11 protein-coding genes and 1 pseudogene are annotated in these 24,576 nt (G+C 70.5%); 7 read left to right on the plus strand and 5 right to left on the minus strand.

What is annotated here, in order from left to right; genetic code table 11:
- Nucleotides 1–99 precede the first annotated feature (99 nt).
- Both ACIF9R_RS15630 and ACIF9R_RS15635 read left to right on the plus strand, forming a co-directional pair.
- Nucleotides 100–738 (plus strand): annotated as a pseudogene (locus tag ACIF9R_RS15630) (EcsC family protein).
- A gap of 580 nt (nt 739–1,318) precedes the next feature.
- Complete coding sequence (locus ACIF9R_RS15635; RefSeq protein WP_399979600.1) at nt 1,319–1,975, plus strand: hypothetical protein; 657 nt, start codon at nt 1,319–1,321, stop codon at nt 1,973–1,975.
- A gap of 134 nt (nt 1,976–2,109) precedes the next feature.
- On the opposite strand, the gene ACIF9R_RS15640 is transcribed toward ACIF9R_RS15635, so the two are convergent.
- Together ACIF9R_RS15640 and ACIF9R_RS15645 are read right to left on the minus strand one after the other, a co-directional pair.
- The gene (locus ACIF9R_RS15640; RefSeq protein ID WP_399979603.1) at nt 2,110–2,760 is read right to left on the minus strand and encodes a response regulator; all 651 of its coding nucleotides are present in this window, start codon (nt 2,758–2,760) and stop codon (nt 2,110–2,112) included.
- Nucleotides 2,757–3,938 carry a sensor histidine kinase gene (locus tag ACIF9R_RS15645; protein WP_399979606.1) on the minus strand — a complete coding sequence of 394 codons (1,182 nt, stop codon included), beginning with the start codon at nt 3,936–3,938 and terminating at the stop codon, nt 2,757–2,759. Before ACIF9R_RS15645 ends, ACIF9R_RS15640 begins: the two co-directional genes overlap by 4 nt.
- A gap of 155 nt (nt 3,939–4,093) precedes the next feature.
- Here ACIF9R_RS15645 and ACIF9R_RS15650 point away from each other — a divergent pair, with 155 nt between their 5' ends.
- The gene (locus tag ACIF9R_RS15650) at nt 4,094–4,729 is read left to right on the plus strand and encodes a VanZ family protein (protein ID WP_399979608.1); all 636 of its coding nucleotides are present in this window, start codon (nt 4,094–4,096) and stop codon (nt 4,727–4,729) included.
- A 133-nt stretch (nt 4,730–4,862) separates the two neighbouring features.
- Here ACIF9R_RS15650 and ACIF9R_RS15655 read toward each other — a convergent pair whose 3' ends face one another.
- Both ACIF9R_RS15655 and ACIF9R_RS15660 read right to left on the minus strand, forming a co-directional pair.
- Nucleotides 4,863–7,412, minus strand: a complete 2,550-nt coding sequence (locus ACIF9R_RS15655) for a DUF262 domain-containing protein (RefSeq protein ID WP_399979611.1) — start codon at nt 7,410–7,412, stop codon at nt 4,863–4,865.
- A gap of 120 nt (nt 7,413–7,532) precedes the next feature.
- Nucleotides 7,533–8,381 carry a hypothetical protein gene (locus ACIF9R_RS15660; RefSeq protein WP_399979614.1) on the minus strand — a complete coding sequence of 283 codons (849 nt, stop codon included), beginning with the start codon at nt 8,379–8,381 and terminating at the stop codon, nt 7,533–7,535.
- A 286-nt stretch (nt 8,382–8,667) separates the two neighbouring features.
- On the opposite strand from ACIF9R_RS15660, the gene ACIF9R_RS15665 reads away from it, so the two are divergent.
- Nucleotides 8,668–14,649, plus strand: coding sequence for an AAA domain-containing protein (locus ACIF9R_RS15665; protein WP_399979617.1), 5,982 nt, complete (start codon nt 8,668–8,670; stop codon nt 14,647–14,649).
- Nucleotides 14,650–14,865: 216 nt separating this feature from the next.
- On the opposite strand, the gene ACIF9R_RS15670 is transcribed toward ACIF9R_RS15665, so the two are convergent.
- On the minus strand, nt 14,866–17,037 hold the full coding sequence (locus tag ACIF9R_RS15670; protein ID WP_399979619.1) for a UvrD-helicase domain-containing protein: 2,172 nt from the start codon (nt 17,035–17,037) through the stop codon (nt 14,866–14,868).
- Nucleotides 17,038–17,215: 178 nt separating this feature from the next.
- Here ACIF9R_RS15670 and drmA point away from each other — a divergent pair, with 178 nt between their 5' ends.
- Genes drmA through drmC form a run of 3 tightly spaced genes read left to right on the plus strand, consistent with a single transcriptional unit; the run spans nt 17,216 to nt 23,693 of the window.
- Complete coding sequence (gene drmA, locus ACIF9R_RS15675) at nt 17,216–21,040, plus strand: DISARM system helicase DrmA (protein ID WP_399979622.1); 3,825 nt, start codon at nt 17,216–17,218, stop codon at nt 21,038–21,040.
- Nucleotides 21,037–22,932 (plus strand): DrmB family protein, encoded by a 1,896-nt coding sequence (gene drmB / locus ACIF9R_RS15680; RefSeq protein ID WP_399979624.1) that lies wholly within the window; start codon nt 21,037–21,039, stop codon nt 22,930–22,932. The genes drmA and drmB overlap by 4 nt, the downstream gene beginning before the upstream one ends.
- Entirely contained in the window at nt 22,929–23,693 is a 765-nt protein-coding gene (drmC, locus tag ACIF9R_RS15685; RefSeq protein WP_399979627.1) for a DISARM system phospholipase D-like protein DrmC, read from the plus strand. Before drmB ends, drmC begins: the two co-directional genes overlap by 4 nt.
- Nucleotides 23,694–24,576 lie beyond the last annotated feature (883 nt).

The following is a 24,576-nucleotide window of genomic DNA, read 5'->3' on the forward strand; positions in this document are numbered from 1 at the left end:
CCGCTCGGGATACGTCTCACCAGCTATGTGCCCGCTCGCCACAAGATCAGGACCCTACCCGACCAAGATCACACTACGGAAGCGACGTTGGGCGGGCAGGTGCTCGCCGGCGCCGAAACAATCGCGGGCGCAGGCGCGGGTGCAGCACCCGGATTCGGAACCGTGGCCGGGGCGATGGCCGCCGACACCGCGATGATGCTCGCCCTTTCCACTCGAACGGTCGCCGCCACAGCTCTCTACTACGGCTACGACCCGAGCGATCCCGAAGAGGAGATCTTCGTGATGTCCGTGATCGCTCTCGGAATGTCCACGGGCACATCGGCGAAGACGGCCGCTTACGCCGAACTGTCGTAACTCACCCAGTTGCTGGTAAGAAACGCTCCCTGGGCCAAGTTGAACGAAAAGGTTCTCACCAAGATCGCCCAATCCTTTGCGGCGAAGTTCACGCAGCAGCTGCCGAAGAAGAAGCTCGGGCAGTTCGTGCCCATCGCCGGAATGGCTGTCGGCGCGGGGCTGAGCTACATGCTCATCGATCGGATCGCTGTCTCGGCACGCGACGCCTATCGCGAACGTTTCCTGATCCAGAAATCGAGTGGCGACCTGATCGGTGACCTCGACTATGGCGACGCCGACCTCGTGCAGGACGATGACGCGATCGGCGTGCTCGAACTGCTCCGGGAGGAGGAAGCGCTGCCGACGTCCACCCCCTCCGACTCCGTGGACCAGTCGGACAACTGAGCTCGGCGTGCTCGCAGGAGACACTTCCTGGCGATCACGCAAGTTGCTTGCCGCCGTCCGCGTCGACAGGGCAGACATTCCTCCGACGTCCCACTGCGAGGTCCCATGCTCGACCACCGTCTCGTGCAGACAGCCGTGATCGGTCACAAGAACTCCGACCATCCTGTCATCCTGCCGATGGACGCGTGGGAACTGGACCGCTGGCGCAAGACGCACCCCGCCTACAGCACGGGCCTATGCGGGAGGGGTCGCCGGGACGGGCCGGCTGGACTCTTCCGCCGGAGCCGTTCTCACTCACAGATTGTTCCTTGGTACGGGACTGCGGCGGTCTGTCCCGCCCCTGTCGACAAGCCTTCAGAGCCTATGCGTCCCGTGCGCCGAAAGGCGCGGTGCACGTCAAGTATTTCAATCGGAGTTGTGAACTGAGTGCACGAACGTCATACTGGGTCGGTCGGTGTCGTCGAACAGGTCTGACTTGCTGTCGATGGCGCGTCCTTCCAGGTCCGACCAGCGCGGCGACGCGTCCCGCCTCCGTCCGCACGACGGACCACTCTCATCCGCAACACCCTTGGGGTTCACCATGCGCATCACTCGTGTCTCCGCAACCACGGCGCTGCTGCTCGCCGCGCTCACCGCTTGCGGCCCGACCGCCGACACCGGCACGGACAACAACGCCACGTCCACCGCCCCGTCGACTCCCGAGACTTCGGATGCCGAAACCGGTGAGAAGGTTGAGGAACCCTTGGCCGACACCGAGGCCACCGCGAAGCTGCCGGACATGGTCGGCAAGGGGTTGCAGAGCGCCCAGGACGAGGCGCAGGCCGCCGGCTTCTACCACCTCACGTCCCACGACGCGCTCGGCCGGGGCCGCAACCAGATCCTCGACCGGGGCTGGAAGGTCTGCGCCCAGACCCCGGCGCCCGGCACGCACCCGACGGACACGAAGGTCGACTTCGGTACCGTCAAGCTCGAGGAGAACTGTCCGGCGGGTGGTGACCAGGCCGAACCCGAGGAGGCGGGCTCCACCATGCCGAACTTCGTGGGCAAGTCGGTCAAGGTTGCCCGACAGGCGCTCGACGGCTCCACCAGCATCACGGTCGACGACGTGTCCGGCCGGGACCGGATGGTGCTCGTCGAGTCGAACTGGGAGGTCTGCTCGACCGATCCGGCGGCCGGCGCGGAACTCGACGGACAGCCGGTGACGATCGGGGCCGTCAAGTTCGGCGAGAGCTGCTGATCGCGCCCGGCGCCGGACGCAAGGGCCTCGCACCAGCCGGGCGCCCCGATCGCTCAGGCGCCCGGGCCGGCCGGAGGGCGGCGATACGGCCGTACCGGTCCGTCCCGTCCCCAGGGCCGGCCTGCGCGGCGCGGTCAGCGGGTGAGTCCTGATTCCCAGGCCCAGGCCGCTACCTCGACCCGGTTACGGGCACCGAGCTTGCCCTGGATGTTGGTGAGATGCGTCTTCACCGTGCCCACGCTGATGTGCAGGGCGGCGGCGATCTCCGCGTTGGTGTGCCCGCGGGAGACCAGAGCGGTGACCTCGGTCTCGCGCTCGGACAGGGGCGAGGCGCGGACCGGCCCGGCGGTGACGGCGGGGCGGGCGAACTGCTGGAGCAGGCGGACAGTGATGGAAGGGCTGATGAGGGCTTCGCCGGAGGCGGCGGAGCGGACGGCCTCGGCCAGCAGACGAGGGCCCGCGTCCTTGAGGAGGAACCCGCAGGCACCGTGGTGCAGGGCCTGGTGGACGTACTCGTCGTCGTCGAAGGTCGTCACCATGACGACCTTCGGAGCGTGCGCGGCCCCGGGCCGGTACAGGTGCCGCAGCGCCTCGATGCCGTTCAGCCGCGGCATGCGGATGTCCATGAGGACGACGTCGGGGCGGTGCAGATCGGCCTGCTGGATCGCGGCGACCCCGTCGGCGGCCTGGGCGACGACCTCGATGTCGTCCTCGGCCGACAGGATCATGGCCATGCCGGTGCGGACGATCGTCTGGTCGTCCGCGAGGAGGACACGGATGGTCATCGGAGCACCTGCCGTAGTGGGAGGGGGAGTTCGAGTGCGACGTGCCAGCCGGCTTCAGGGCCGGGACCCGCGGTCAGCGTGCCCCCGGCGGCGCCGGTGACCTCGCGCAGGCCGCGCAGCCCGTAGCCGGTGCCGTCGGACGGACGGTGGTGTCCGTCGTCGGTGATCCGCGCGGTCACCCGGCGGCGGGAGACGTCCAGGTGCACATGTGCGGTGGTGCAGTCGTGGGCGTGCTTGCGGATGTTCGTCAGCGCCTCCATGACCACGCGTTCCACGAGGTGGGCGGCGTCCGCGGGGAGGCCGTCGACCGGGCCGGTCTCGGTGAAGCCGACCTGGGCCCCGGGGAGCCGGCAGCCGTCGACGAGGGCCCGGACGGCGTTCGTGCCCGGCGCCCTGGTGTCCGGGACGGTGTCCTCACGCAGGGCGCCGACCATTTTGCGCATGGCGGCCAGCGCCTCCGCCCCGGTGGCCTCGATCAGTTCCAGGGCGTCGCCCACCGCCTGGGGCTTCCCGGCCGCGACGGCACGGGCGCCCTGCGCCTGGAGCACGATGCCCGAGATGTGGTGGGCGACGAAGTCGTGGAGGTCGCGGGCGAAACCCAGGCGCTGTTCGAGTCTGATCCGCTCCTCGCGCTGCCGGCGGGAGGCGACGACCAGGCGGACGGTGAGGCCGGAGGCCAGGGCGCCGCCGGCCACCAGCGTCAGGACGAGCGCGACGATGCTGCTGGCCTCGTCCACCTCGATCACCAGCGGACGCAGGATGACGGCGGCCATCAGAAGCGGCAGGGCGACAGCGGTGCCGACCGGGGAACCCCGCCGCGCCGTCACGTGCAGCAGCACCATCAGGGCGGTCGGCTCGAACAGGGTGTAGACGTCGGAGGCCTGGTCCACGACCGAACCGCCGTTGGCCGCCACGCGCAGTGCGACCGAGCAGGCCAGCGACACCAGGGCCGTGGCGCACGCCGCCCACGCCAGCACCGCGGGGGACGACTTGATGACCACGGCCGGGAAGGCGACGGCCGCCGCCGCGCCCGTCGACAGGAGCAAGGTGACCCCGGTGCCCTGGCTTCGGAGGGCGCCGGTGTCGATGTCGGTCAGCAGGGCCGCTGCGAGGAGGCAGAGCAGCAGGGCGCTGACGGCGAACCGGCCGGCGGCCGGCGCGCGCAGTGGTCTGAGCATGGTGAGCACCCTAGCCGCGCGCGGCACCGGGTCCCTCTGCCGAAAGTCGTAGCCGTCCACCGGGGAATGGGTCCTTCGGGAGATCCGCCGGACATGGCCCGGAAGGAAGCTGAACCACGTCAGCACCGCTCGCTCCGACCGAAGGATCAGCCCTCATGGACATTCGCTTCCAGGTGGACTCCGCACCCGTTCTCGGCCCCGCACTCGTCCTGTTCGCAGCCGGCACCGTCATTCGGGTGAGGCGTGGGGTCTGGGACAAGCGCCGTGGTCTGCTGCGGCTGGCCGCCGCCGTCTACCTCGCCGCCGTGCTGTCCCTGACGGTTTTCCCGCTGAACGTGACGTGGGGCAAGTACGCCAACCAGGCTCCCTGGATCGACCAGATCAACTTCGTTCCGCTGCTCACCGCGGACATCACCATGGTGCCCAACGTCATCATGTTGGTGCCGGCCGGCTTCCTGCTGCCCCTGCTGTTCCGGAACGCCACCTCGGCGGCGCGGGCGACCCTGATGACGGCGGCGGCCAGCCTGTCCGTGGAAGCCGCCCAGCTGTTGTCGTACATCGTTCTGAACAACGGTCGCTCCGTGGACGTCAACGACCTCCTCGCCAACACGCTCGGCGGGCTCGCGGGCTACGCCCTGGTGACCCTCGCCCTGCGCGCGCGGACTCTGCGCGGGTCCCTCCTCGCGGCTGCGCTGCCCCGCTCTGCGGCGCTGCGGGCCGACCGCCGGCGGACGGCGACTGCCGACGGTACCCAGGAGGCCACTGTCGAGGGTTCCGTCGTCCGGCCTTGACCGCACCCGCTCCCGGAACGGCGCGTCACCTGACCTCGGCGTGCGCGGGTGACGGCTCGCGCCCCTGCGGTCGTGAGCCGCCGTTCTCCGCGTGAACCAGTGATGACGCGGTTCCCGTTGCGTGAGGCGTCGATCAGTCCCGTTGCGCCAGGTCCAGTGCCGCCGTATGCACGAACCAGTCCAGCACTCCGCAGATCTCCTCCCCGTGCTCCGCGAACACCCGTACCGGGAAGGACGGGCGCAGTCCCAGCTTCGCCTCGGGCAGGTCGATGCCGTCGATCTGGTTGAGGCGGTTCAGGAGCTCGCGGCGCTGTTCCGTGTCGTCGAAGGGGCTGCGGTCCTTGAGGTACTGGAAGACGACCTCGACCGTGCCGCTCACCGGATAGATCGCCATGGGCCAGATCAGATGGGGGCGGCGAGTGGTGCCGGCGTCGAGCATCGGGAAGCAGCTCGTCTCCTCGTGGCGGCCGTAGTTGACGTAACCCCCTTGCAGGCGCCAGAAGTCGAGCGCGCCCAGGACCCCGGCGGACGCCTCGGGCCAGTGCGCCTGCAACTGGGTGCGGAAGCGCTCGGCCGCCGCCGCGTCCTCTCCGCCGGGGAGGGGATCGTGCGAGACGGACTGCGTGACGTCCTTGCCGAGCAGGGTGGCCAGCTCGGCGGCGGTCAGGCGCTGGGAGCCGTGGGCACGGCCCGACGGGTCGAACGTCACGCCTTCGCTCATCAGCAGCTCCTGCGGCGGCTGCCGTTCGCTGCCCTCTTCCCAGCGGAACGCCGGGGAGATCCTCCCGTCCGCGGTGAGGACACGGTGGGCCCCGATCACGGTGGGGTTGGAGCCCAGATAGGTGCCGACCGGCACCGGGTGGCTGCCGATCAGTTCGGCGACATCACCGTACGTCGTCCACGTGCCGCTCGGCATCGCCACCAGGACCGCCCGCAGTTCCGCCCATCCCGGCCACTCCTCGCCGGTCGGTTTGACTCCGCCGATGGGGCCGGGCCACAGCTCCACCGCCCGTTCCGTCAGACGGTCGGCACGGGCCAGGATCTCGTTCTTGCCCCAGCGCTGCTCCGCGGCGATCTCCTGGTTCATGCGCAGGGCGCTGGAGTCGAGGATCTGCTGCTTGCGCTCGAACGGGCTGTTGGACAGCTTCGCGTTGTCCCCGGTGAGGGTCAGGTTGCCCAGCGTGTGGACCAGCAGGTCGTGAAGCTCCTGGGGGGTCTGGTTCGGCTCGGTCTCTTCCGCGAGCAGATCGAACCAGGTTGAGGCCGGGCGCTGCGGAAGCACGTGCTCCACACTGAGGGTCGCCTTGACGAAGTCGACGGGCTCGCTGGAACCGTAGCTCTCCTCCAACCGGCGCAGGATGTACCTCCGCTGCGGAGGCCGACCGCTCCAGTAGAACGGCTTGCTGCGGATCGCCTCGCGCAGTTCGTCGTCGCTCGGCCACCGGCGGCGTCGCCCGGACAGGAACCGCCGGACCGCCTCGGCTGCGGGGCGGTCGGTCTCCAGTTCCTTCGGCGCGTCCATGAAGATGCGGTTGAGGCCCGTCGTCGGTGTCTGGCAGATGAGTCGCCGCACCAGATAGGACTCGACGTACCGCAGTGCCTCCGCCGCGTCCTCGGATGTGGTGGTTCCGGCGTCGACGAGGTCCAGTAGGTGCAGGGCCAGGGGGTAGTGGGTCTGGCTGCCCCAGGCGGCCAGGCGCTCCAGCACGGCGCGCAGCGCGGGCGACTGCTCACGCCCGGGCTCGACGATGCGGAGGAACCGCCTTCCCCGCTCGGCCAGTTGTGCGATCTCACGCTGCAGTGAGTCCTCGTCACCGGCCAACGGCTGAAGCCTTTTCTGCTGCTCCCGGTAGATCTCGCTCTGCTTGGTCTTGTGTTGGCCTCGCACCACCAGGTCCAGCCAAACGAGCAGTTCGAGGTTCTTGGGTCCGAGGCTCTGCTGCATGGGCAGCCACAGCTCCTGGTAGACCCGTTCGCCTCGCTTGGGCAGCAGCATGAACACGTAGTTGCGCAGGAGGTCACTCTGACTCAGCCCGACGCCCGTGTTGTTGATCGACTCAAAGATCCGGTAGACGTTGTCGCCCGGCTCCGCGGTGATCTCCACGATCGACAGGAGATCCTTGAGCACGGTCTCCACCGTCGCGATCCACCGGTCGTCTCCGGCGGCCTCCTGTCCCTCGGCGAGCGCACCGAGAAAGAACCGGTAGGCGGCACCGATGTTGTCGCTGCCACCGGCTTCCGCCCGGGACTGGACGCACGCCGTGTACGCCTCGCGGTCGGCCTGCGTCGGGAGCAGCCGGTAATGATCCGGGCCCTCGTGGAACTCGTTCACCAGTATCTGCCGGTGCACCCTGTCCACACCGCGCGGGTCACCCGTTCCCCTGAGATGGTCGCGCAGTGCCGTGAACGCCAGCATCAGTGTCGTCAGCCGCTGCTGGCCGTCCACGACCAGCCACCGTTGTACTCCGCCGGCTTGGATCTGGCCGGGAGCGAGGACCACGGAGCCCAGGAAGTGCGGGGCGCCGGTCTCGCCCGACAGGTGCTGGTCGACGAGCTCGCCGATGTCCTCCCAGAGTCGCCTGAGCTGCTCCCTGCCCCAGCTGTACGTCCGCTGATACAAAGGGACTTGGAATTGCTTGTCCCCCTGGACGAGCTTGAGGAAGGTGATTTCCTGCGCGCGCATGCGCTTCCTTTCCCTGTCGGCTGAGCGCAGCCTGACGGCGTGTCCGATGATCCACGACACCGTGACGACGGTCGCTCAATCTACAGTGAACTGAGTCAATCGTGGTGCGGGTTCCGGCCTTTACGGCAGACGGGGTACCTCGTGCGTGAGAGTCGTCGTCGCCTGCTGGGAGATCCGGGGCATCGTCTCGTTGGGGGACCGGCGCAGCAGCTTGATCGACCGGCCCTCGGCCCACGCGTTCCAGGCCTTGAGGTAGTAGAGCAAGTGCTCGCGTGAGTCGTCGCGGCGGCGGTGCGAGGTGCCCGTGGCGAGGTTGAGCATCGTGTTGCGCAGAGTGAGTCGGGGGTCGCCCGGTTCCAGACGCGCCCCGGTCACGATGCCCTCCTTCCAGGAGCTTTGGTCGATGTCGGGCCGCGCCTCGCTGGTCACGTACCAGCCGATGGTCGCCGCCGTGACGGTGATGCGGCACGCGCGGTTGAGTGCGACGCCGTGCTGAAGGGCGTCACGGATGTCGGGGTGCTTGTCGAGCATGGTCAGGAGCTGGTCGTTGCTGGTCACCGACGATCCTCCGCTCCACGACGAGTTGGGCGCGTTCAGGTAGAGGTGCAGGCCGCGCAGGGCCGCCGCCAGGTGCGTGGCGTTGGCCTCGCCGGCGAGGGCGAGCGCGTCCCGGCCGGTGCGCTTGCGTCCCGTGTCCATCACCGTGAACGCCGTGCGCGGAACGCCGTGGGTGACGGTCAGCGGGACGGTGATGCCCGCCTTGGCGATCGCCGCGAGTCGGTGCTGGCCGTCGATGAGTACGCCGTCCTCGTCGAAGGCGATGCCCTGGTGCGTCAACTGCCACTCGCCGCGCTGGATACGGCCGGCCAGTTGCTGTACCGCCGCCTTGCTGAGCGGGCGGTTGCTGGTGTTGCGGGTGAGCCACTCCGTCGCGAGCTCCGGACTGACGTGGAGCACTTCCATCTGCATGGCGGGTGGCCTTTCTGAGACGTCTGTCTGGAGCTGTGCGAGCGATGCCGCATCATGATGGACTGCAATTGTGAACAGAGTCAACACGCTTGATGGCTTGTGTCGATTGATGCGATGCGGTTCTGTGGGGCGCGGTAGACGTTCGACGATCTGCTGCTACCCTCGGCCCGTGTGCTCAGTTCACACTTGAGGTGATGCGCTGGGGGCGGAGACGCACTCGGGTGAGCCGGGGCGGGATGACACCAAGCGGCCACGCATGTGGCTCGGGACAGCAGTGGGGTGGCGCGTGAGCCAGCGTGAGTACGGCCTCGGTGACGAGATGCAGCCGGTCGGATCCGTCTACCAGTACGACGACGGGCTGCACATACGCGTGGACGACGTGGCGCCGTACGAGCTGGTCGATCCCGAGGACTCCGACGGGTACCGCCAGGGCGACGACCTGGTCCGGTGCACGCTGTACCTGAGCAACGGCACGGCCCACCCCCTCGACGTCGACGGCATCACCCTGCTCGTGCGCGGCGGGCCCTACGGCAAAACGGCACGGCAGGTGCGGGACCACCGGACCGAGCTGCTCGACGACGGACTCGAAGGCACCCTCCGCAAGGGTCGCCGTGCCTCCGCGACCTGGGCCTACAGCATCCCGGCGGGAACCGCCGCCGACCTGGACATCGAGGTCCGCTTCCCGCACGACCACCGGCGCGACAGCGTCACCTTCACCACGGCCAGGGCCACCACGCCCGCGGCCGCACGGGCGGGATCGCTTCCGGATCAGGCACCGCTGTTCGGTGAGCAGCAGCCGTCCCTGTTCGCCGGCGCCGACGACGAAGGTCACGGAACGGTCCGTACGGCGCTCGGAGCCGTACCGTCACAGCCCACGGGGCGCGACCCCCGCCCGACCACGCCTCCGGTGACGCCGTCCACCGGGCCCACTCCCCGCCCCCAGGACCTGTCGTCCGACGCACTCGACGCCACCCGCGTCCGCCAGATCTTCCGGTTCCTCGCCGAGGCGGAGGAGTCCAAGACACGCCCCGTCCGTACCCTCGACGGCGCCGCCGGCACCGTCTGGTTCGAGGAACTGCCGGACGCCCCCGAGGTCGCCGTGATGCTCGACGGCGTGCTCGACACCGACGAGCCCGCCTGGCTGACCCTCGCCCGCCCCGAACGCGAGGACGCCCCGCACCCGAAGTCCCCGCTCGCGCCCTGGATCGACGAGACCCGCATCCGCGACTTCAAGCAGACCCGCGCCCCGCACCTGCGCCGCCGGATCGAGCCGGAGTTCCCGGACTGGTCCCAGGGCATCCCCCTCGACAAGACGTACCACGAGCTCGACGACCACCCGAAGCGGGAGCAGATCGAGAAGCTGTACGCCGCCTGGGAACAGGAATGGCTCGCCTGGGCGGAACGACGACGCGCCATCGACCCCGTCGTGAGGCTGTACGACCGCCTGCACAAGATGCACGAGGACGCCGCCAACCTCGGCGAGGCCTACGAACTCGTCCTCGGGCTCGGCCGGCTCACCTGGCAGACGACCGGCGGCCAGCGCGTGGAACGCCACCTCGTCACGCACCGCGCCACCCTCCACCTCGACCCGGCCACCGGCACCCTCACCGCCGCCCCCGACCCGACCGGCACAGGGCTGGAACTGGAAGAGGGCATGCTGGAAGGCGCCCAGCACGTGCCCGGCGCGGTGCGCGAGCAGATCGTCGACACGCTGGACGGCGCCTCCGACGTCACCGACCCGGCACACCTCGACGCCGTACACACCGCCCTGCGCAGCTGGACCAACGCCGCGCACAGCGCCGGCGGCTACACGCCGACCGTGGAACGCGCCCGGCCACGCACGCTCGACGTGCCCCAGGTGGGGCTCACTCCCGCGCTCGTGCTGCGGGAGCGCAACCGCCGTTCGACGCTGGACGCCCTCAAGGCCATCGCCCGCCACATCGACGCCGGCACACCGCCCACCGAACTGCTCGGCTACATAGCCGGTCGCGACGGCGCGCTGACCGCCGCCGACCTCGCGGCGACCGAGGACGACGGTACGCAGGCCGGTGCCGGCGAGATGTACTTCGCGCTGCCCGCCAACGAGGAGCAGCGCACCATCGCCGAACGCCTGCGCGCCAACCGGCTCGTCGTGGTGCAGGGCCCGCCCGGCACCGGCAAGACGCACACCATCGCCAACCTGGTCACGGACCTGCTCGCCCAGGGCAAGCGGGTCCTCATCACCAGCCACACCCCGCGCGCCCTGCGCGTCCTGCGGGACAAACTGCCCGAGAGCATCCGCGACCTGTGCGTCAGCCGCACCGAGGACGGCGCCGCGGCCCAGCGGGAGCTCGAGGCGTCCGTGCAGAGAATCCTCGACGAGTACGGCGGCTACGACCCCAAGGCCTCGCAGAACGACATCCGGACGCTCCAGACGCGGCTGGCCGCGGCCCGGTCGGCCCAGCAGACCATGCTGCGCGACCTGGCCGTGCTGCGCGAACAGGAGACCCACCGTTTCGAGGCGGAGATCGGCGACTACACCGGCAGCCTCCAGGAGATCGCCGAGCGCCTCACCGCCGAGACGGAGCGGTACGACTGGCTCGGGCAGGTACCTCAGGAACAGCCCTCCCTCACAGCCGACGACGCGCTGCGGCTGCTGCACACCACGCGTGCCTTCACGTCCCACCACCGCGCCCTGGCGGCCGAGGTGCCCGGCCCCTCCGAACTGCCCGCCCCCGGTGACTTCGAGGAGGCCGTGCGGGTCGTGCGCTCCGCCGAGGAGGCGCACGAAGCGGCACGACAGGACCCGCTGTGCGTGCGGTACGACACTGCCGTACGGGCTCTGAACGAGGCCGAACAACAGCGTCTGACAACAACTCTGGACGCGTTCTCCGCCGCCCGTGCCAGAGCCGCCTCCCTCGCCGCCGCGGCCGGCGGGTGGGCCGGGACACTCCTGGAGGAGGTGACCGCGGGACAGGACTGGCAGGCCCGCAGCCGGCACGCCGCCGTCCACGACGCCCTCGCGGCGGTCGAAGCGTCACTCGCCACGCTGGGCACCGCGATGGTCAGCGGCTTGGAACAGTACGATCCGGCCATCGCGCTCGGCCAGGCCACCACCCTCTACGACGGGCTGACGCAGGGACAGAAACTGCGCGGACCGCTCGGCACCCGTACGAAACTGGCCAAGGCCGTCGGCCCGTTCGTGCAGGCCGTACGGGTCGACGGGCGGACCCCCGAGGACCCCGCCACGGCGGAGGTCGTCGTCGCGCGGGTCCGGCTCGAACTGCGCCTGGCCCAGGTGGAGTCCGAGTGGGCCACTCCCGTCGGCGCCTGGCAGGGTCACGGCCCGCGCCTGGCTCGGCTGCGGCAGGACGCCGAGGTGCTCGAAGCCCTGCTCGCCGTCACCGCCGCCCGCACCGATGTACTCACCGCGGCCGCCACCTCACCCGAACTCGCCGTCGCCACCTGGCACGACACCTCGGTCGAGAACGCCGTACGTGCCCTGCTGCGAGCCGCGACCACACTGCGTGCCGCCGAGCGGTCGCGCAGGACCGTCACGGACGCCGAGGAACTGCTGCGTTCCTGGAACGACCGGCCCGGTGTGGCACCCGCCGTCGCCCACGCACTCGACGCCGTACGCGCCCAGGACCCGCAGGGCTACCGGGAGTTCAGCGACGAGATGGCCGAGGTGCGGGAAGCCGCCCGGCTGAGGACCGAACAGCACGCCGCGCTCGCTCACGTACGGGAGACGTTCCCCTCGCTCGCCGAGCGCGTCACCGGCTCCCCGGACGACACCGCGTGGGACGACCGGCTTCCCCAACTTGCCGAGGCCTGGGCCTGGTCGGCGTGGCGCGAGCGGATGGAGCGGCTCACCGACCCCGAGGCCGAGCGCACGCTGCGACGGCAACTGACGGAGGCCGACGACGAAGCGCGCATCATGCTCGCCCGCCTCGCCGCCGCCCGCGCCTGGCACCGCTGCCTCGGGCTGCTCACCGGCGACCAGTCCCGGGCCCTCAGCGCCTACCAGCAGGCTGCCCGCCGCATCAAGGGCAAGTACCAGCACCGCTACCGGCGCGACGCCCAGGCCGCGCTGCGCAAGGCGCAGACGGCCGTGCCGGCCTGGATCATGCCGCTGCACCAGGTGGCGGAGACCGTGCCGATGGACCGCCCCGGCCTGTTCGACGTCGTCATCGTCGACGAGGCCAGCCAGTCCGGTCTGGAGGCCATGCTGCTGAGCTGGCTCGCCGACCGGATGGTCGTTGTCGGCGACAGCAAGCAGGTCAGCCCCTCCAACGTGGGCCTCAAACAGGATGAGTACTTCCACCTGAGGGACCGGCTGCTCACCGCGCTGGAGCCGGACGTCCGCAGCCTCTTCGGCCCCGACTCCAGCTTCTTCGACCTCACCGAGGCGCTCTCCGCCGGTCGCGGCACGCTCATGCTCAAGGAGCACTTCCGGTGCATGCCGGAGATCATCTCCTTCTCCAACGACCTCTGCTACAACGGCCGGCTCCAGCCGCTGCGGCAGTACGGTGCCGACCGGCTGCCCCCGGTCCGCACCGTGTACGTCGAGGACGGGGAAGCCGTCGGCGGCAACGAACGGCTGATCAACGCCGCCGAGGCCGAGGCCCTCGTCGACGCGGTAGTGCGCTGCTGCGCCGACCCCGCGTACGAGGGGAAGACCATGGGGGTCGTCAGCCTCCGCGGCGCCAAGGGGCACTTGACGGAACTGGAGAACCTGCTCGCCGAGCGCCTCGACTACGAGCAGCGCGAGGCCCGGCGCATCCGGATAGGCGACGCCGAGGACTTCCAGGGCGACGAACGGCACGTCATGTTCGTCTCCTGCGTCAACTCGGCCACCACCGCCGCCGGGACCGTACCGGGCGGCTACAACGGCAAGACGTACGAGCAACGGCTCAACGTGGCCGCCTCCCGCGCCCAGGACCAGGTGTGGGTGTTCCACAGTGCCCGGCCCGAGCAGTTCCACGAGAACGACCTGCGCCGGCGGTGGCTCGACCACCTCACCCGGCCCGCGGAGGAAGACACCGTCGCGGTCGAGGGCGAGGTGCTGCCCGACGTGCGTCACGAGGCGTTCGACAGTCTCTTCCAGCAGAAGGTGTATTTGGAGCTGACGGCCCGGGGCCACCGGGTGCGGCCGGGCTATCGGGTGGGCCGTCACACCATCGACCTGGTCGTCGAGGGCGGCACCCGCAGGCTCGCAGTCGCCTGCGACGGCGACGCCTTCGCCGAGGGTGAGGACGCGTCCACCGCCGCCGCCCGCCAGCGGGACCTGGAACGTGTTGACTGGACCTTCGTCCGGATCCGCGGAAGCCGTTTCCACCTCGACCGCGAGCAGGCACTCGCCCCGCTGTGGGCGGAACTGGACCGGCTGGGGATCGAGCCGGCGCCCACAGATCCGGTCTCCGCCGCGTCGCTTCCTGCCGCGCCGGTCTCCGCCGCGTCGCTTCCTGCTGCGCCGGCCCCTGCCGCGCCGGTTTCCGCCGCGTCGCGCCCTGCGGAGCCGGTCTCCGTGGGGCCGGATCCCGCCGCGCCGCCTCCCGTCGATCCGGAGGAATCCGCCGCTCCCGCCGACGTGGAGGACGCCACCCGGCGCCTTTCGGCCGAGGGCCCGAGCGAGGACGACGGGGTGGGGGAGTCGCGGGAACCACGGGACAGCGACCGCCCGTACACCCCGAGCCCGGCGCCCGGCGCGACTCCCGAGGCAGCGGTGGCCCCCGCCGCCGAGCACCGGGAACCGCGCACGTCCCGACCACGCCCCAGCACGGAAGCGGCCCCGGAGCCCGCGCCCGGTCCGGTGGGCTCCGGTACGGGCAACCCCCTCCCCGTACGGGAGATCCCCGCCCCCGCCTTCCACCGGCTAGTCGGCGAGATGCAGGGCCTGCAGGCCGCCATCGACGCCCCGGACGAGACACCCGTGGACGCGGACCCGGCGACCCTCGTCTTCCTCAGGAAGACACAGGCCGATCAGCGGGAGCGCCGCACCAAGCGGATCGGCTTCCTGCGGTCCTTCCTCGACGCCGTACAGGTCGGAGGCGACGGTGCGCCGAAGACGGTGCACCCCGGCGCGCTGCTCGTCCTGGAGTTCGACGGAGAGATCGACGACACGACCCTGTACACCGTCGCCGAACTGCCCACCGACGACGCGGAGATCATCTCCCCGTCGTCGCCGCTGGGGCACGCGCTGATGTGGCAGCCGACAGGACGGAAGATCGCGTACGACGCCTCCGAAGGCAGAAGCCACGAAGTCGTCGTCCGCGAGATCCGGTCCTGACGCCTACGCGGGACGAGCGGGAGCCGAGCGTCCCCCAGCCACGGGTGCGTGGTGCCCCGGACCAGCTTCCGCTCCGGCCCCGTGAGGGGAGCGCTTCTCCCGGAATGACGCTGCTCACGGGGTGTTCGCCTTGGAGGAAGGCCTCCCCTCACCGACCCGTTACGGGATCTGCCGACAGCGTCCAAGGGGGGTGCGGGGCACCAGGCCCCGTACGTCTCAGCCTGCCACCGGGTCCAGCAGGCGGCTGCGGTCACCACTCCACGAGATCGCCAGCGCGTCGCGGGCCCGGGTGCACGCCACGAACAGCAGGCAGTGCTCGGCGAGCAGGTCCGACTGGTGCTGGACGGGATCGACCTCGAGTGGCGTCACCTGCGGGGCGAAGGGCAGCACGCTCGACGTCAGGCCGACCACGGCCACGCACCGGAACTCCAGTCCCTTCATCGCGTGCATGGTGGCCACACGGACACCGGAGACGCCCGGCCCCGGATTGTCCTTGACGGCGACTGCCGCGATGCCCTCCCGCCGCAGCCGGGTGATGACTCCGTCGACGAGGGTGTTGAACCGGGCGCAGACCGCCACCTCGGACGGCTTGACCCCGTCCTGCTCGATCCAGGTGCGCACCTGCTCGACCAGCGACCGCAGTTCCTCGTCCTGACTGCCGTGCCCGCGCGCCGCCGGGACACGGCCGTGCAGCTGGGACCGGTAACCGCGCAGCGAGTCCCGGCCGCCGTCCTCGTCGTCGTCCTCGCCCAGCCGGCCCACCGGCTGACCGTCGAGAAGGGACGCGGACCAGCGCAGGATCTCCTCCGTGCTGCGGTAGTTCAGACGGAGGCGGGAGGTACGGCCCCGGACGTCGATGCCCAACGAGCGCAGCGAGACCCGGGAGTCGTAGATGCGCTGGTGCGGATCACCGACCAGGAACATGTCGTCGGCCCCGGAGGCGGCACAGGCGCGCAGCACCCGCCACTGGGCCGGATGCAGGTCCTGCGCCTCGTCCACGACGACATGGCGGTAACGCGGCGGACCCTCGGCCAGGACGCGCGCCGCCTGGTCGCACAGCTGGGTGTACGTTGCCGAGTCGCGCGAGGCGAGGTCCGCCGTGAACCGCTCCATCACCCGCCACAACCGGGCCCGTTGCACCCGGCCCACCTGGGTGCCGCGTCCTCGGCGCACACAGCGCAGGTACTCCTCGGGAGTGCGCAGGCCCTGGGCCAGGACGACGTTGCGGAACTCCTGGGACAGGAACTGTTCCGTCCACGGCAGTTCCTCGCGCGCGGCGGCCCGGGTCCAGGCGCTCTTCTCGGCGGCGGCGGACAAGGGCTTCGGGGAGCCGCCCCGTGCCTCCCGCAGGACCCGCGCGGCGAGCGAGTCCACCGTCGTGACGTCGACGCGGTCCAGCAGATGGGCGTCGGCGTCACCGAGCAGCAGCGCGAGGCTGTCCCGCAGGGCCGCCGCCATGGCGTTGGTGAAGGTGGTGAGCAGGATCCGCTCGCCGTCGCGGCCCGTACGCAGCAGATGTCGTACGCGGTGCAGGGCGACCACCGTCTTGCCCGTGCCCGGCCCTCCGGTGACCTGGGCGGGACCGTTGAAGCCGGGGTGGTAGGCGTAGCGGCGCTGGGCGGGGTGGAGGAAGATCCGCCAGCGGGTGAAGTCCTCGGTGAGGATGCGTTCCAGCTCGCCGGGGCCCGTCACCTCCACGATGCGGTCGGGTGTGTTGAGGATCGCCTCCGAGAGCGTGACGGCCGGCCGTTCCTCCGCGGCGCGCACGGTCTGGCCCCGCGGGGCGATCAGTTGCTCCCAGACGTCCTCGGGGGACTCCCCCTGAGCCAGGAACCACAGCACCTCGTACTGGTCCGCGGGCATCATGGGCGGTGCCATGACGGTCAGGTCGTCGGCCGTGACACAGACACGGGCCAGCCTCAGTACCTGGTCGTCGATGCCGAGGTCGCGCAGAACGGTGTCCGAGTGTCCTTCGAAGAGGCGGGTGGGGGTGGTGTCCGCCTTGGTCTCGAAGTAGGTCTCCATCTGTTCGAGGGCCTCTACGTTGCGCACCTCCAGGCCGCCGGTGGCGCCGTTGGCGGAGTAGGCGCGCTTGCACGCCCAGTTGATCGCCTCGTCGTGCGGCGCGACCCGCAGCAGCATGAAGAGGTCGCTGCCGTCGTCGGGAGCCAGGAGGACGCCCCGGTAGAACTTGGTGACGCGAATGGTGCGAATCCGGGGATCACGCGCCCGCTCGAGCTTCTCCAGGTGCAGGCCCTTGCTCGCGTGGAGCTGGGGGACGGTCATGCGGCGGAACATCTGGATCGCGTCGCCGACCTCCTTCTGGACCGGTCGCTGCAACGAGAAGAGATCCGAGATGAAGTCCTCGGAGAGGGCGAGTCGGGGCATCGGCGTCCTCGATGACGGGTGGGCGGCGGTCGGAGCCAGCCTAGAGACTTCGGCCGGCCGGAGCGACAGAGCGTCCGATACTCATTGTGTGAACTGAGTCAACGCTCTATTCTTGCGATGCTGTCACACCTCCTATCCTGTCGTTCGTGCTCATCGGATCCGTCCGGAAGGACCCCGCATGCCGGCCCAGCCCACCCAGGCCGCTGTTCCACACCCGCTCGACGAAGTGCCCCAGACATTCCGCGCAGGGGACTCGTACGAGGTGCGCGACGGACTCGTGACCTATATCCGCCGCGATCTGCTGGGGCCCTGGGACGGAGAGACGGAGACCCTGCCGAGCTCCTCCTCCGGACCGCGCGACCGCTACCTCGTGGGCATGCTCGGTCCGCGGCCCCAGGACGTCACCGCCGACCGGATCGCGCTCGTGGCCGCCCAGAGCGCGGACGGGGAATCCGGCGACGAGCAGGAGGGGGACGACACCGAGCTGCAGGACCGGCTGACCCCGCAGGCAGCCGGTCACATCTGGGCCTCCTCCATGGGGCTGTCCTTCACCGTTCCCGCCTCCGTCGGCACGCTCACCGTCACCGTCCGCTGGGGGCGCTACACGCAGTCGGAGGAGGCGACCGACCGCGGCACCACCCGCAGGGTCTGGTCCCGCGAGCCCGTCGAGCACCCCGTGGACATCGATGTGACGGACCTGGCGGACCGGACCGTCGAACTCGAAGGGGGAGCGGCCCTCCTCGACGTGCGGGTGCGGCAGCACGCCGGAGGGTCGGGAACCGAGGACCTGCGGGTCGTCGAACTGGCCCTGGTGAACCGGCAGCAGGACAGCCGTGAGGCCCGCGACGCCCACTGGCTCTTCCAGACCGAGATCGACGTCACCGCCTTCCCGGACGACCAGGCCGCGGTCTTCCTCCCGGTCGACGACCCGCTCGATCCCGCCCACCGCGGCAACGGCGCGGAGGACTCCGAGGAACGCCGGCTCCGGCTCCTCTACCGGGACAGCCTCAGCCACGCCACGGGCCGCAACGTCGCCGTGCACGCCCAGGTGCGGGACGCGGAACGCAACGCGCACCGGCTCACCACCACCTGGCTGCCCGAGTACGACGTCCGGGCCACCACCGCACCCACCGTCGCCGAGCAGGATCTGCTCCGCGGCCTCGAACTCGGCATGGACGAACTCGCGGCTCTCGCGGTGCCCGCCCGCCGCACCGAACTCAGTGCCGCTCTGGCCCCGCTCGCCGACGGCTACGGCACCTGGCTCGACCAGCAGCGCCGCAGGGCACACTCGCTCCCCGACGACCTGCGCGCATCGGCCGACGTCGCCATCGACCAGGCGCTGGACATCTGTGACCGGATAACCATGGGCATCGACCGGCTCGTGGCCGACGACACGGCCCTGGAGGCCTTCCGGTTCGCCAACCGGGCGATGGCCCTCCAGCGTCGCAACACCGCCATCGCATCGGCCCGTTCCGGCCGCGAGGACGACCGTGCCTCCTACCGGGAGGCCTACGACGAGGTGTACGCCAAGGGCACATCGGCCGCGAGCTGGCGCCCCTTCCAGCTCGCCTTCGTCCTGCTCAACCTCGACTCCCTCAGCAGCCCCGGACACCCCCACCGCGGCACCGGCCGCGCAGCACTCGTCGACCTGCTGTTCTTCCCGACCGGTGGCGGTAAGACCGAGGCCTACCTCGGCCTCGCCGCGTACACCTTCGCACTGCGACGCCTGCAGGGCACGATCGGCTCGGGCGCGGAGGCACACAGCGGTGAGGCGGGCGTCGGCGTCCTCATGCGCTACACCCTCCGCCTCCTGACCGCCCAGCAGTTCCAGCGTGCCGCCGCCCTGGTCAGCGCCTGCGAAGTGCTGCGCCGCGAAGAGTTCGCACGGGACGTCCGCTGGGGCGCCACCCCGTTCCGTATCGGTCTGTGGGTGGGAACCTCGGTCTCGCCCAACTGGTTCGACGAGGCCAAGGAACAGATCGCCGAGGCCCGGGAGAACGCGAGCGACAAGCATGCGCGCGTCCTCCAGGTCCTCACCTGCCCGTGGTGCGGGACGGGACTGACCGCCCGCTCCCACATGGAGTACGACGAGGGACGGCGCCGCGTCGTGCTGTACTGCCCGCGCGGGGAGGGCGAGGACCGCTGCCCGTTCTCCCGGCGGGAATCGCCCGGCGAGGGCATCCCGGTGCTCACCGTCGACGAGGAGATCTACCGGCTCGCGCCGTCCCTGCTCATCGCCACTGTCGACAAGTTCGCCCAGCTGCCCTGGAACGGGTACGCCGGCCTGCTGTTCGGCAGGGTCACCGAACTGTGTCCACGTCACGGCTACCGGCACGACGACCTCGACGCCAAGACCGGCTGCGGGAGCCGCCACAATGCCCGGGGCGGCCTGCCCGGTGTCACGGCGCAGCCGGTGACGCGCCTGCGGCCCCCGGACCTGATCATCCAGGACGAGCTGCACCTGATCTCCGGCGCCCTCGGCACCACCGTCGGCCTCTTCGAGTCCGCAGTGGACCAGTTGTGCACCTGGAGCTTCACCGACGCCCAGGGACAACGCCACGAGACCGGACCCAAGATCGTTGCCTCCACGGCGACCACCAAACGGGCCGCCGACCAAGTGCTCGGCGTCTTCGGGCGCAAGGTCGCCGTCTTCCCGCCCCAGGTGCTCGACGTCGGGGACACGTTCTTCTCCCGCCAGGTCGCACTGAGCCGGACGGACCCCGGCCGGCGCTATCTGGGCGTGTGCGCGCACGGCACCCGTCTCAAGGCCGCCGAGATCCGGGTCGCCGAGATCCTGCTCCTCGCCGGACAGCAGCTCTTCGACGACTACGGCAAGCCGGCGGACCCGTACATGACCCTGGTCGGCTACTTCAACGCCACGCGTGAACTCGCGGGCATGCGGCGCTACATGGACGACGACATCACGACCCGGGTCCGTTCCAACGGCAGCCGCAGGGGCCGGGCCACGCTGGCCGACCGCATCGTGAGCCGGACGGGCATGCTCGGCATCCAGGAACTGACCTCACGCATCTCCTCCTCGGACATCGGCATCGCCCTCAAGCGGCTGGAGACCGGCTTCGACCCCGAGCGGGACACGTCGGAGCGGCGCCGCGCGTTCCTGCGGGAGTACGCGGTTGCCGCGAAGGAGAAGCGGGAACCTCGCGCCGCCATGACTCCCTTCGCCCGGCAGGCCGTGGACGTGGTCCTTGCCACCTCCATGCTGCAAGTGGGCGTCGACGTCTCGCGGTTCGGTCTGATGCTGGTCGTCGGTCAGCCCAAGAACACCGCCGAGTACATCCAGGCGTCCTCGCGTGTCGGCCGTGACGCCACACGGCCCGGCCTGGTCGTCACCCTCTACAACTGGTCACGCCCCAGGGACCTCGCCCACTACGAGGACTTCGAGCACTACCACGCCACGTTCTACCGGCAGGTCGAGGCGCTCTCCGTCACCCCGTTCACCCGGCGCGCCCTCGACCGGGGCGTCGCGGCCACCTACGTGGCGGCGCTGCGTCAGGCGGCCTACGACACCTCGCGCAACCTGGACGCCCACCACGTCGACCTCGACGGCCCGCTCGCCAGGGACGTCGAGCGCCGGCTGCTGGAGCGCGCCGAACGGGTCGGGGGCGAGCTGCCCCGTCAGTACCTGAGCGAACGACTGGACCGGCTGAAGGACGAGTGGCGCCGCAAACGGGACGAGAACAGCTCGGCCCTCGGCTACCGCAAGGAGAAGCACAAGACCACCGTCGTGAACGGGCTGCTGAGGCGAGCCGACGGGTCCCGGTGGACGGAACTGACCGTCGGCATGTCGATGCGCGAGACGGAGAACGAGATCAACCTCCTGCTGCCCGGCGGCGGGGCCTTCCTCGAGAACCCCTCGGGCGGGGGCCCGGACTGGAACTTCGGGGCAGCACAGACGGAGACCGACCCCGAGCTCGAGAACACCGTGGACAGTGACGAGTACGGGGCGACCACGGCGGCCCCCTCCAGGAAGGCGCAGCGATGAGCACCAAGAGCAACCGCCGGGTCGGGGCCGTTCGCCCCAGCCATCTCATGTTCACCGCCGGTGTCGGCTCACTCGTCGACCTGCCGAACTTCTCCGTTCTCGTCAGGGGTCTCGACGCCTGGAGCTACTCCGGCATCACCGACTACGACATCGACGAGCCGAGGTTGCGCGGTGCCGTCAACCGCTCACTGCAGCGCTACGGGCGCGGACAGATCGAACAGTTGCGGGCGGCCCCCTGGCTTGAGGGCGGCGACACGGACCCCAGGGGCTGGGCGGCGCAGGGAGTCGGCGTGCCTGTCGCGCCGTTCCCCCAATGGCTGCGCTGCACGGCCTGCAACGTCCTGGCCGCGGTCGACTCCGACGAGTTCACCTTCCTCAACGCCAATCCACGCACCCCGCACGAGGCCAAGTTCGTCCACGACTGCAAGCGGGGCAAGCCACCGCTCGCGGTGGCGGCCCGCTTCACCCTCGTCTGCACCACGGGCCACCTCGACGAGTTTCCGTACACCCCGTTCGTCCACCACGGGCAGGCCTGCGCGAAGATGCCGCGGCCCAAGCTGCGCATGAAGGACCACGGCGGCAACCAGGCCGCCAACGTCACCATCGAATGCGTCGCCTGCGGCGCCAAGCGCAACATCCGCGAGGCCATGGGCGAACGCGGTCGGCGTCACCTGCCCCGCTGCCGGGGCCGGCACCCTCATCTGGGCACCTACGAAGTCGACGGCTGCGACCGGGACCCGGTCCTGATGGTCGCGGGAGCCTCCAACCAGTGGTTTCCCCTCACGCTCAGCGCACTCGCGCTGCCCAAGGGGCAGGGCGGTGACATCGACAAGCTCCTCGACGACCACTGGCCGGAGCTGGAGAAGGTCGAGGACCGGAGCGAACTCTCCTTCATGGCCCGGCTGCCTCAGTTCGGATTCCTCAAGGAGTTCGACGCGGACGCGGTCTTCGCGGCGGTCACGGCCCGCAAGCAGGGAGCGAGCGGGCCCGCCCCCTCCGCCCCCGACGTCCAGGCCGACCTGTTCCGCCCCGAGTGGGAGGCGCTCTCCGGTCAGGTCCCCCCGCCCAGCGACGACTTCGCCCTCAGGCCGGTCTCCGTTCCGGCCCCGCTGGACGAACTCTTCGGGGACGTCCGCCAGGTCGAGCGTCTCCGTGAGGCGCGTGCCCTGATCGGCTTCACCCGGCTGGACGCCCCGGATCCCGAATCGCCGGAGATCGCGACCCGCGTGGACCTGTCCCGGGGCACGCAGAACTGGGTGCCCGCCAGCGAGATCCGAGGGGAGGGCGTCTTCCTGCGCGTGCGGGACGATCTCATGGCGGACTGGGTGGCACGCATGGAGAAGTCACCACAGATGACGGCCCACCGGGAGGCCTACGGCCGGTTCCGCACCAACCGGAAGTCGGACCGCAAGACGAGCGACTTCGATCCCCACCACGGCTGGCCAGGCGCTCGCTACATCGCCCTGCACACCCTCTCCCACCTGCTGATCCGTACCATCGCGCTGGAGTGCGGCTACAGTTCGGCCTCGCTGGCCGAGCGGATCTACGCCGGCGACGAACAGAACCCGAGAACCGGCATCCTGATCTACACGGCCGTCCCGGACTCCGAGGGCACCCTCGGCGGCCTGGTCTCCCTCGCCGAGGAGCGCGAGTTCGGCCGGATCGTCCGCCGGGCATTGGCCGACGCCGGGCACTGCTCGGCCGATCCGCTCTGCTCCGAGCGGCTGCCCCACGACCCGGGCGACTACCTCCACGGGGCGGCCTGCCACGTCTGCCTCTTCGTCTCCGAGACCACGTGTGAGCGCGCCAACCGGTTCCTCGACCGCCGCTTCCTCGTCCCGTTGTCCGGGGACAAGGATCAGGTTCTGACACCGGTCGGCCTGCTGCCGTGAGCCGCCGGGACTTCGAGACCGCCGCGGAGGCCGCCGTGGCGGTCCTCGGTCTCTCCCGGGGGAAGGACCTCGCCGGTTTACTGGCCCGACGGGGCAGCAAGGAGCGGGCCCTTGCCGAACTCACCGCACCCGGGGCGGGCACGGCCGTCGCCAAGCTGTACGACGCGATGGAGAAGGACTCCGTCCCGTTGACCGAGGCGGCGGCCTACATACGGGGCTACGTCGCGGCCATGCTGCACACCCGGGACAGGGTGCGGGTCCGTACCGTGTGGAGCGGCCCCTCGACGCCGGGGGTGCCGGTCCGGGCGACGGCCCAGGTACTGGTCGACGTCATCGACGGGGCGCGTGACGAACTGCTGGCCATGACGTACGCGGCCCGTCCCTATCCGGCGCTGACACGGGCTCTCACGGCCGCCGCGGAGCGCGGTGTGACCATCCACGTGGTCGTCGAGACACTGGCCGGCGCGAGAGGGCTCCTCTCCGGCCGGGAGCCGGCCGAGGCGTTCGGGTCCGTTCCCGGAGTACGCCTGTGGCACTGGGCCCGTGACCAGGTCCGTCACCCGCACTCGCGTCAGCACGCCAAAGTGGCGGTGGCCGATCGCCGCACGCTCTTTCTCGGCAGCGCCAATCTGACCGAGTCCGCGGCTCGGCGCAACATTGAAGCGGGTGTGTTGGTGAGCGGTGGTGAAGCACCGAGGCGAGCGGCCGAGCACATCGTGGAGTTGCAGCGTCTCGGGGAGCTGCAGCGACTCCGGTCCTGACCGCGTGGAACCTCGCGCCCGGCGTGTCGACGAGCGTCGGGCTGTGCGGGGCGCACGTACGCCAGGACCGCCAGCGGAGTTCGGTCGCACCACGCTTCGATGGCATCCCGCCCGGTGGTGTAGCGGATCAAGGTCCGGAATCCGCAGGCCAGGGGCGGTGCCCGCGCGCCGTCCGACGTCCGACCCGTCTCACCTGGACGCTTCCCGGGCTGCCGTCTCCACGGAGATCACCATGGGCCTCGAACCGGAACGCGCAGTGTTTGATCCTCTGCACCACGTCGTGGGGCACGACCCACGCTTCCGACGCCGCGCTCCAGGTCTGCTCGACGACGGGTACGTGCTTCGTCGATCCGGTGACGGACCGGCCGCGCGTGCGGTCATGCTGGTGCCATGACCCGACGTGATCCGAAGGCCGAGGTGCGGCGGCTCCTCCACGAACTCTGTGTCGACCTAGGCTTCTGTCTCCCGCCACAGGAACAGCAGCGACTGCAGGAGGCGCCCCCGGGCGACGCGGACGGCTTTACCGACGCCGTTTTTCGGGCGGAAGGCATGCACCCCGGCCGACACGGGCAGCTGCGACGTCAGGTGCGGGAAACGGTGGATCGGCACATGCGCGGGTGGGGCGGTTCCTGAAGCCCGGGCGGACTGGACGGGGGCGACGACACCTTCCGGCTCCGGCCGGGCGCCGACCGCGTGTCGGGGCGTGAAAGTGTGGGCGCCCGGTGGGGTTGTCCAGCGGTGAGCGCGTCGGACGCGGTCCACTCGTCCCGGTCGATCCACAGCAGGGGGCGGCCGTGGCCACGGCCTTGGAGTCCCGTAGGCACCTACACGGCGTGTGCTGAGGCGGCCGTTTCGGCGCGGCCGCCGCCGTTGGATGGCGTCC

It is taken from the genome of Streptomyces sp. NPDC086080 (assembly GCF_044540255.1).
In the GTDB taxonomy this organism is placed as follows: Bacteria; Actinomycetota; Actinomycetes; order Streptomycetales; family Streptomycetaceae; genus Streptomyces.

Coding starts and splice junctions, on each gene's coding strand:
- ACIF9R_RS15640 (WP_399979603.1), bottom strand. CDS start 2,760: ATGACCATCCGTGTCCTCCTCGCGGACGACCAGACGATCGTCCGCACC.
- ACIF9R_RS15650 (WP_399979608.1), top strand. CDS start 4,094: ATGGACATTCGCTTCCAGGTGGACTCCGCACCCGTTCTCGGCCCCGCA.
- ACIF9R_RS15645 (WP_399979606.1), bottom strand. CDS start 3,938: ATGCTCAGACCACTGCGCGCGCCGGCCGCCGGCCGGTTCGCCGTCAGC.
- ACIF9R_RS15635 (WP_399979600.1), top strand. CDS start 1,319: ATGCGCATCACTCGTGTCTCCGCAACCACGGCGCTGCTGCTCGCCGCG.
- ACIF9R_RS15660 (WP_399979614.1), bottom strand. CDS start 8,381: ATGCAGATGGAAGTGCTCCACGTCAGTCCGGAGCTCGCGACGGAGTGG.
- ACIF9R_RS15655 (WP_399979611.1), bottom strand. CDS start 7,412: ATGCGCGCGCAGGAAATCACCTTCCTCAAGCTCGTCCAGGGGGACAAG.
- drmA (WP_399979622.1), top strand. CDS start 17,216: ATGCCGGCCCAGCCCACCCAGGCCGCTGTTCCACACCCGCTCGACGAA.
- drmB (WP_399979624.1), top strand. CDS start 21,037: ATGAGCACCAAGAGCAACCGCCGGGTCGGGGCCGTTCGCCCCAGCCAT.
- ACIF9R_RS15670 (WP_399979619.1), bottom strand. CDS start 17,037: ATGCCCCGACTCGCCCTCTCCGAGGACTTCATCTCGGATCTCTTCTCG.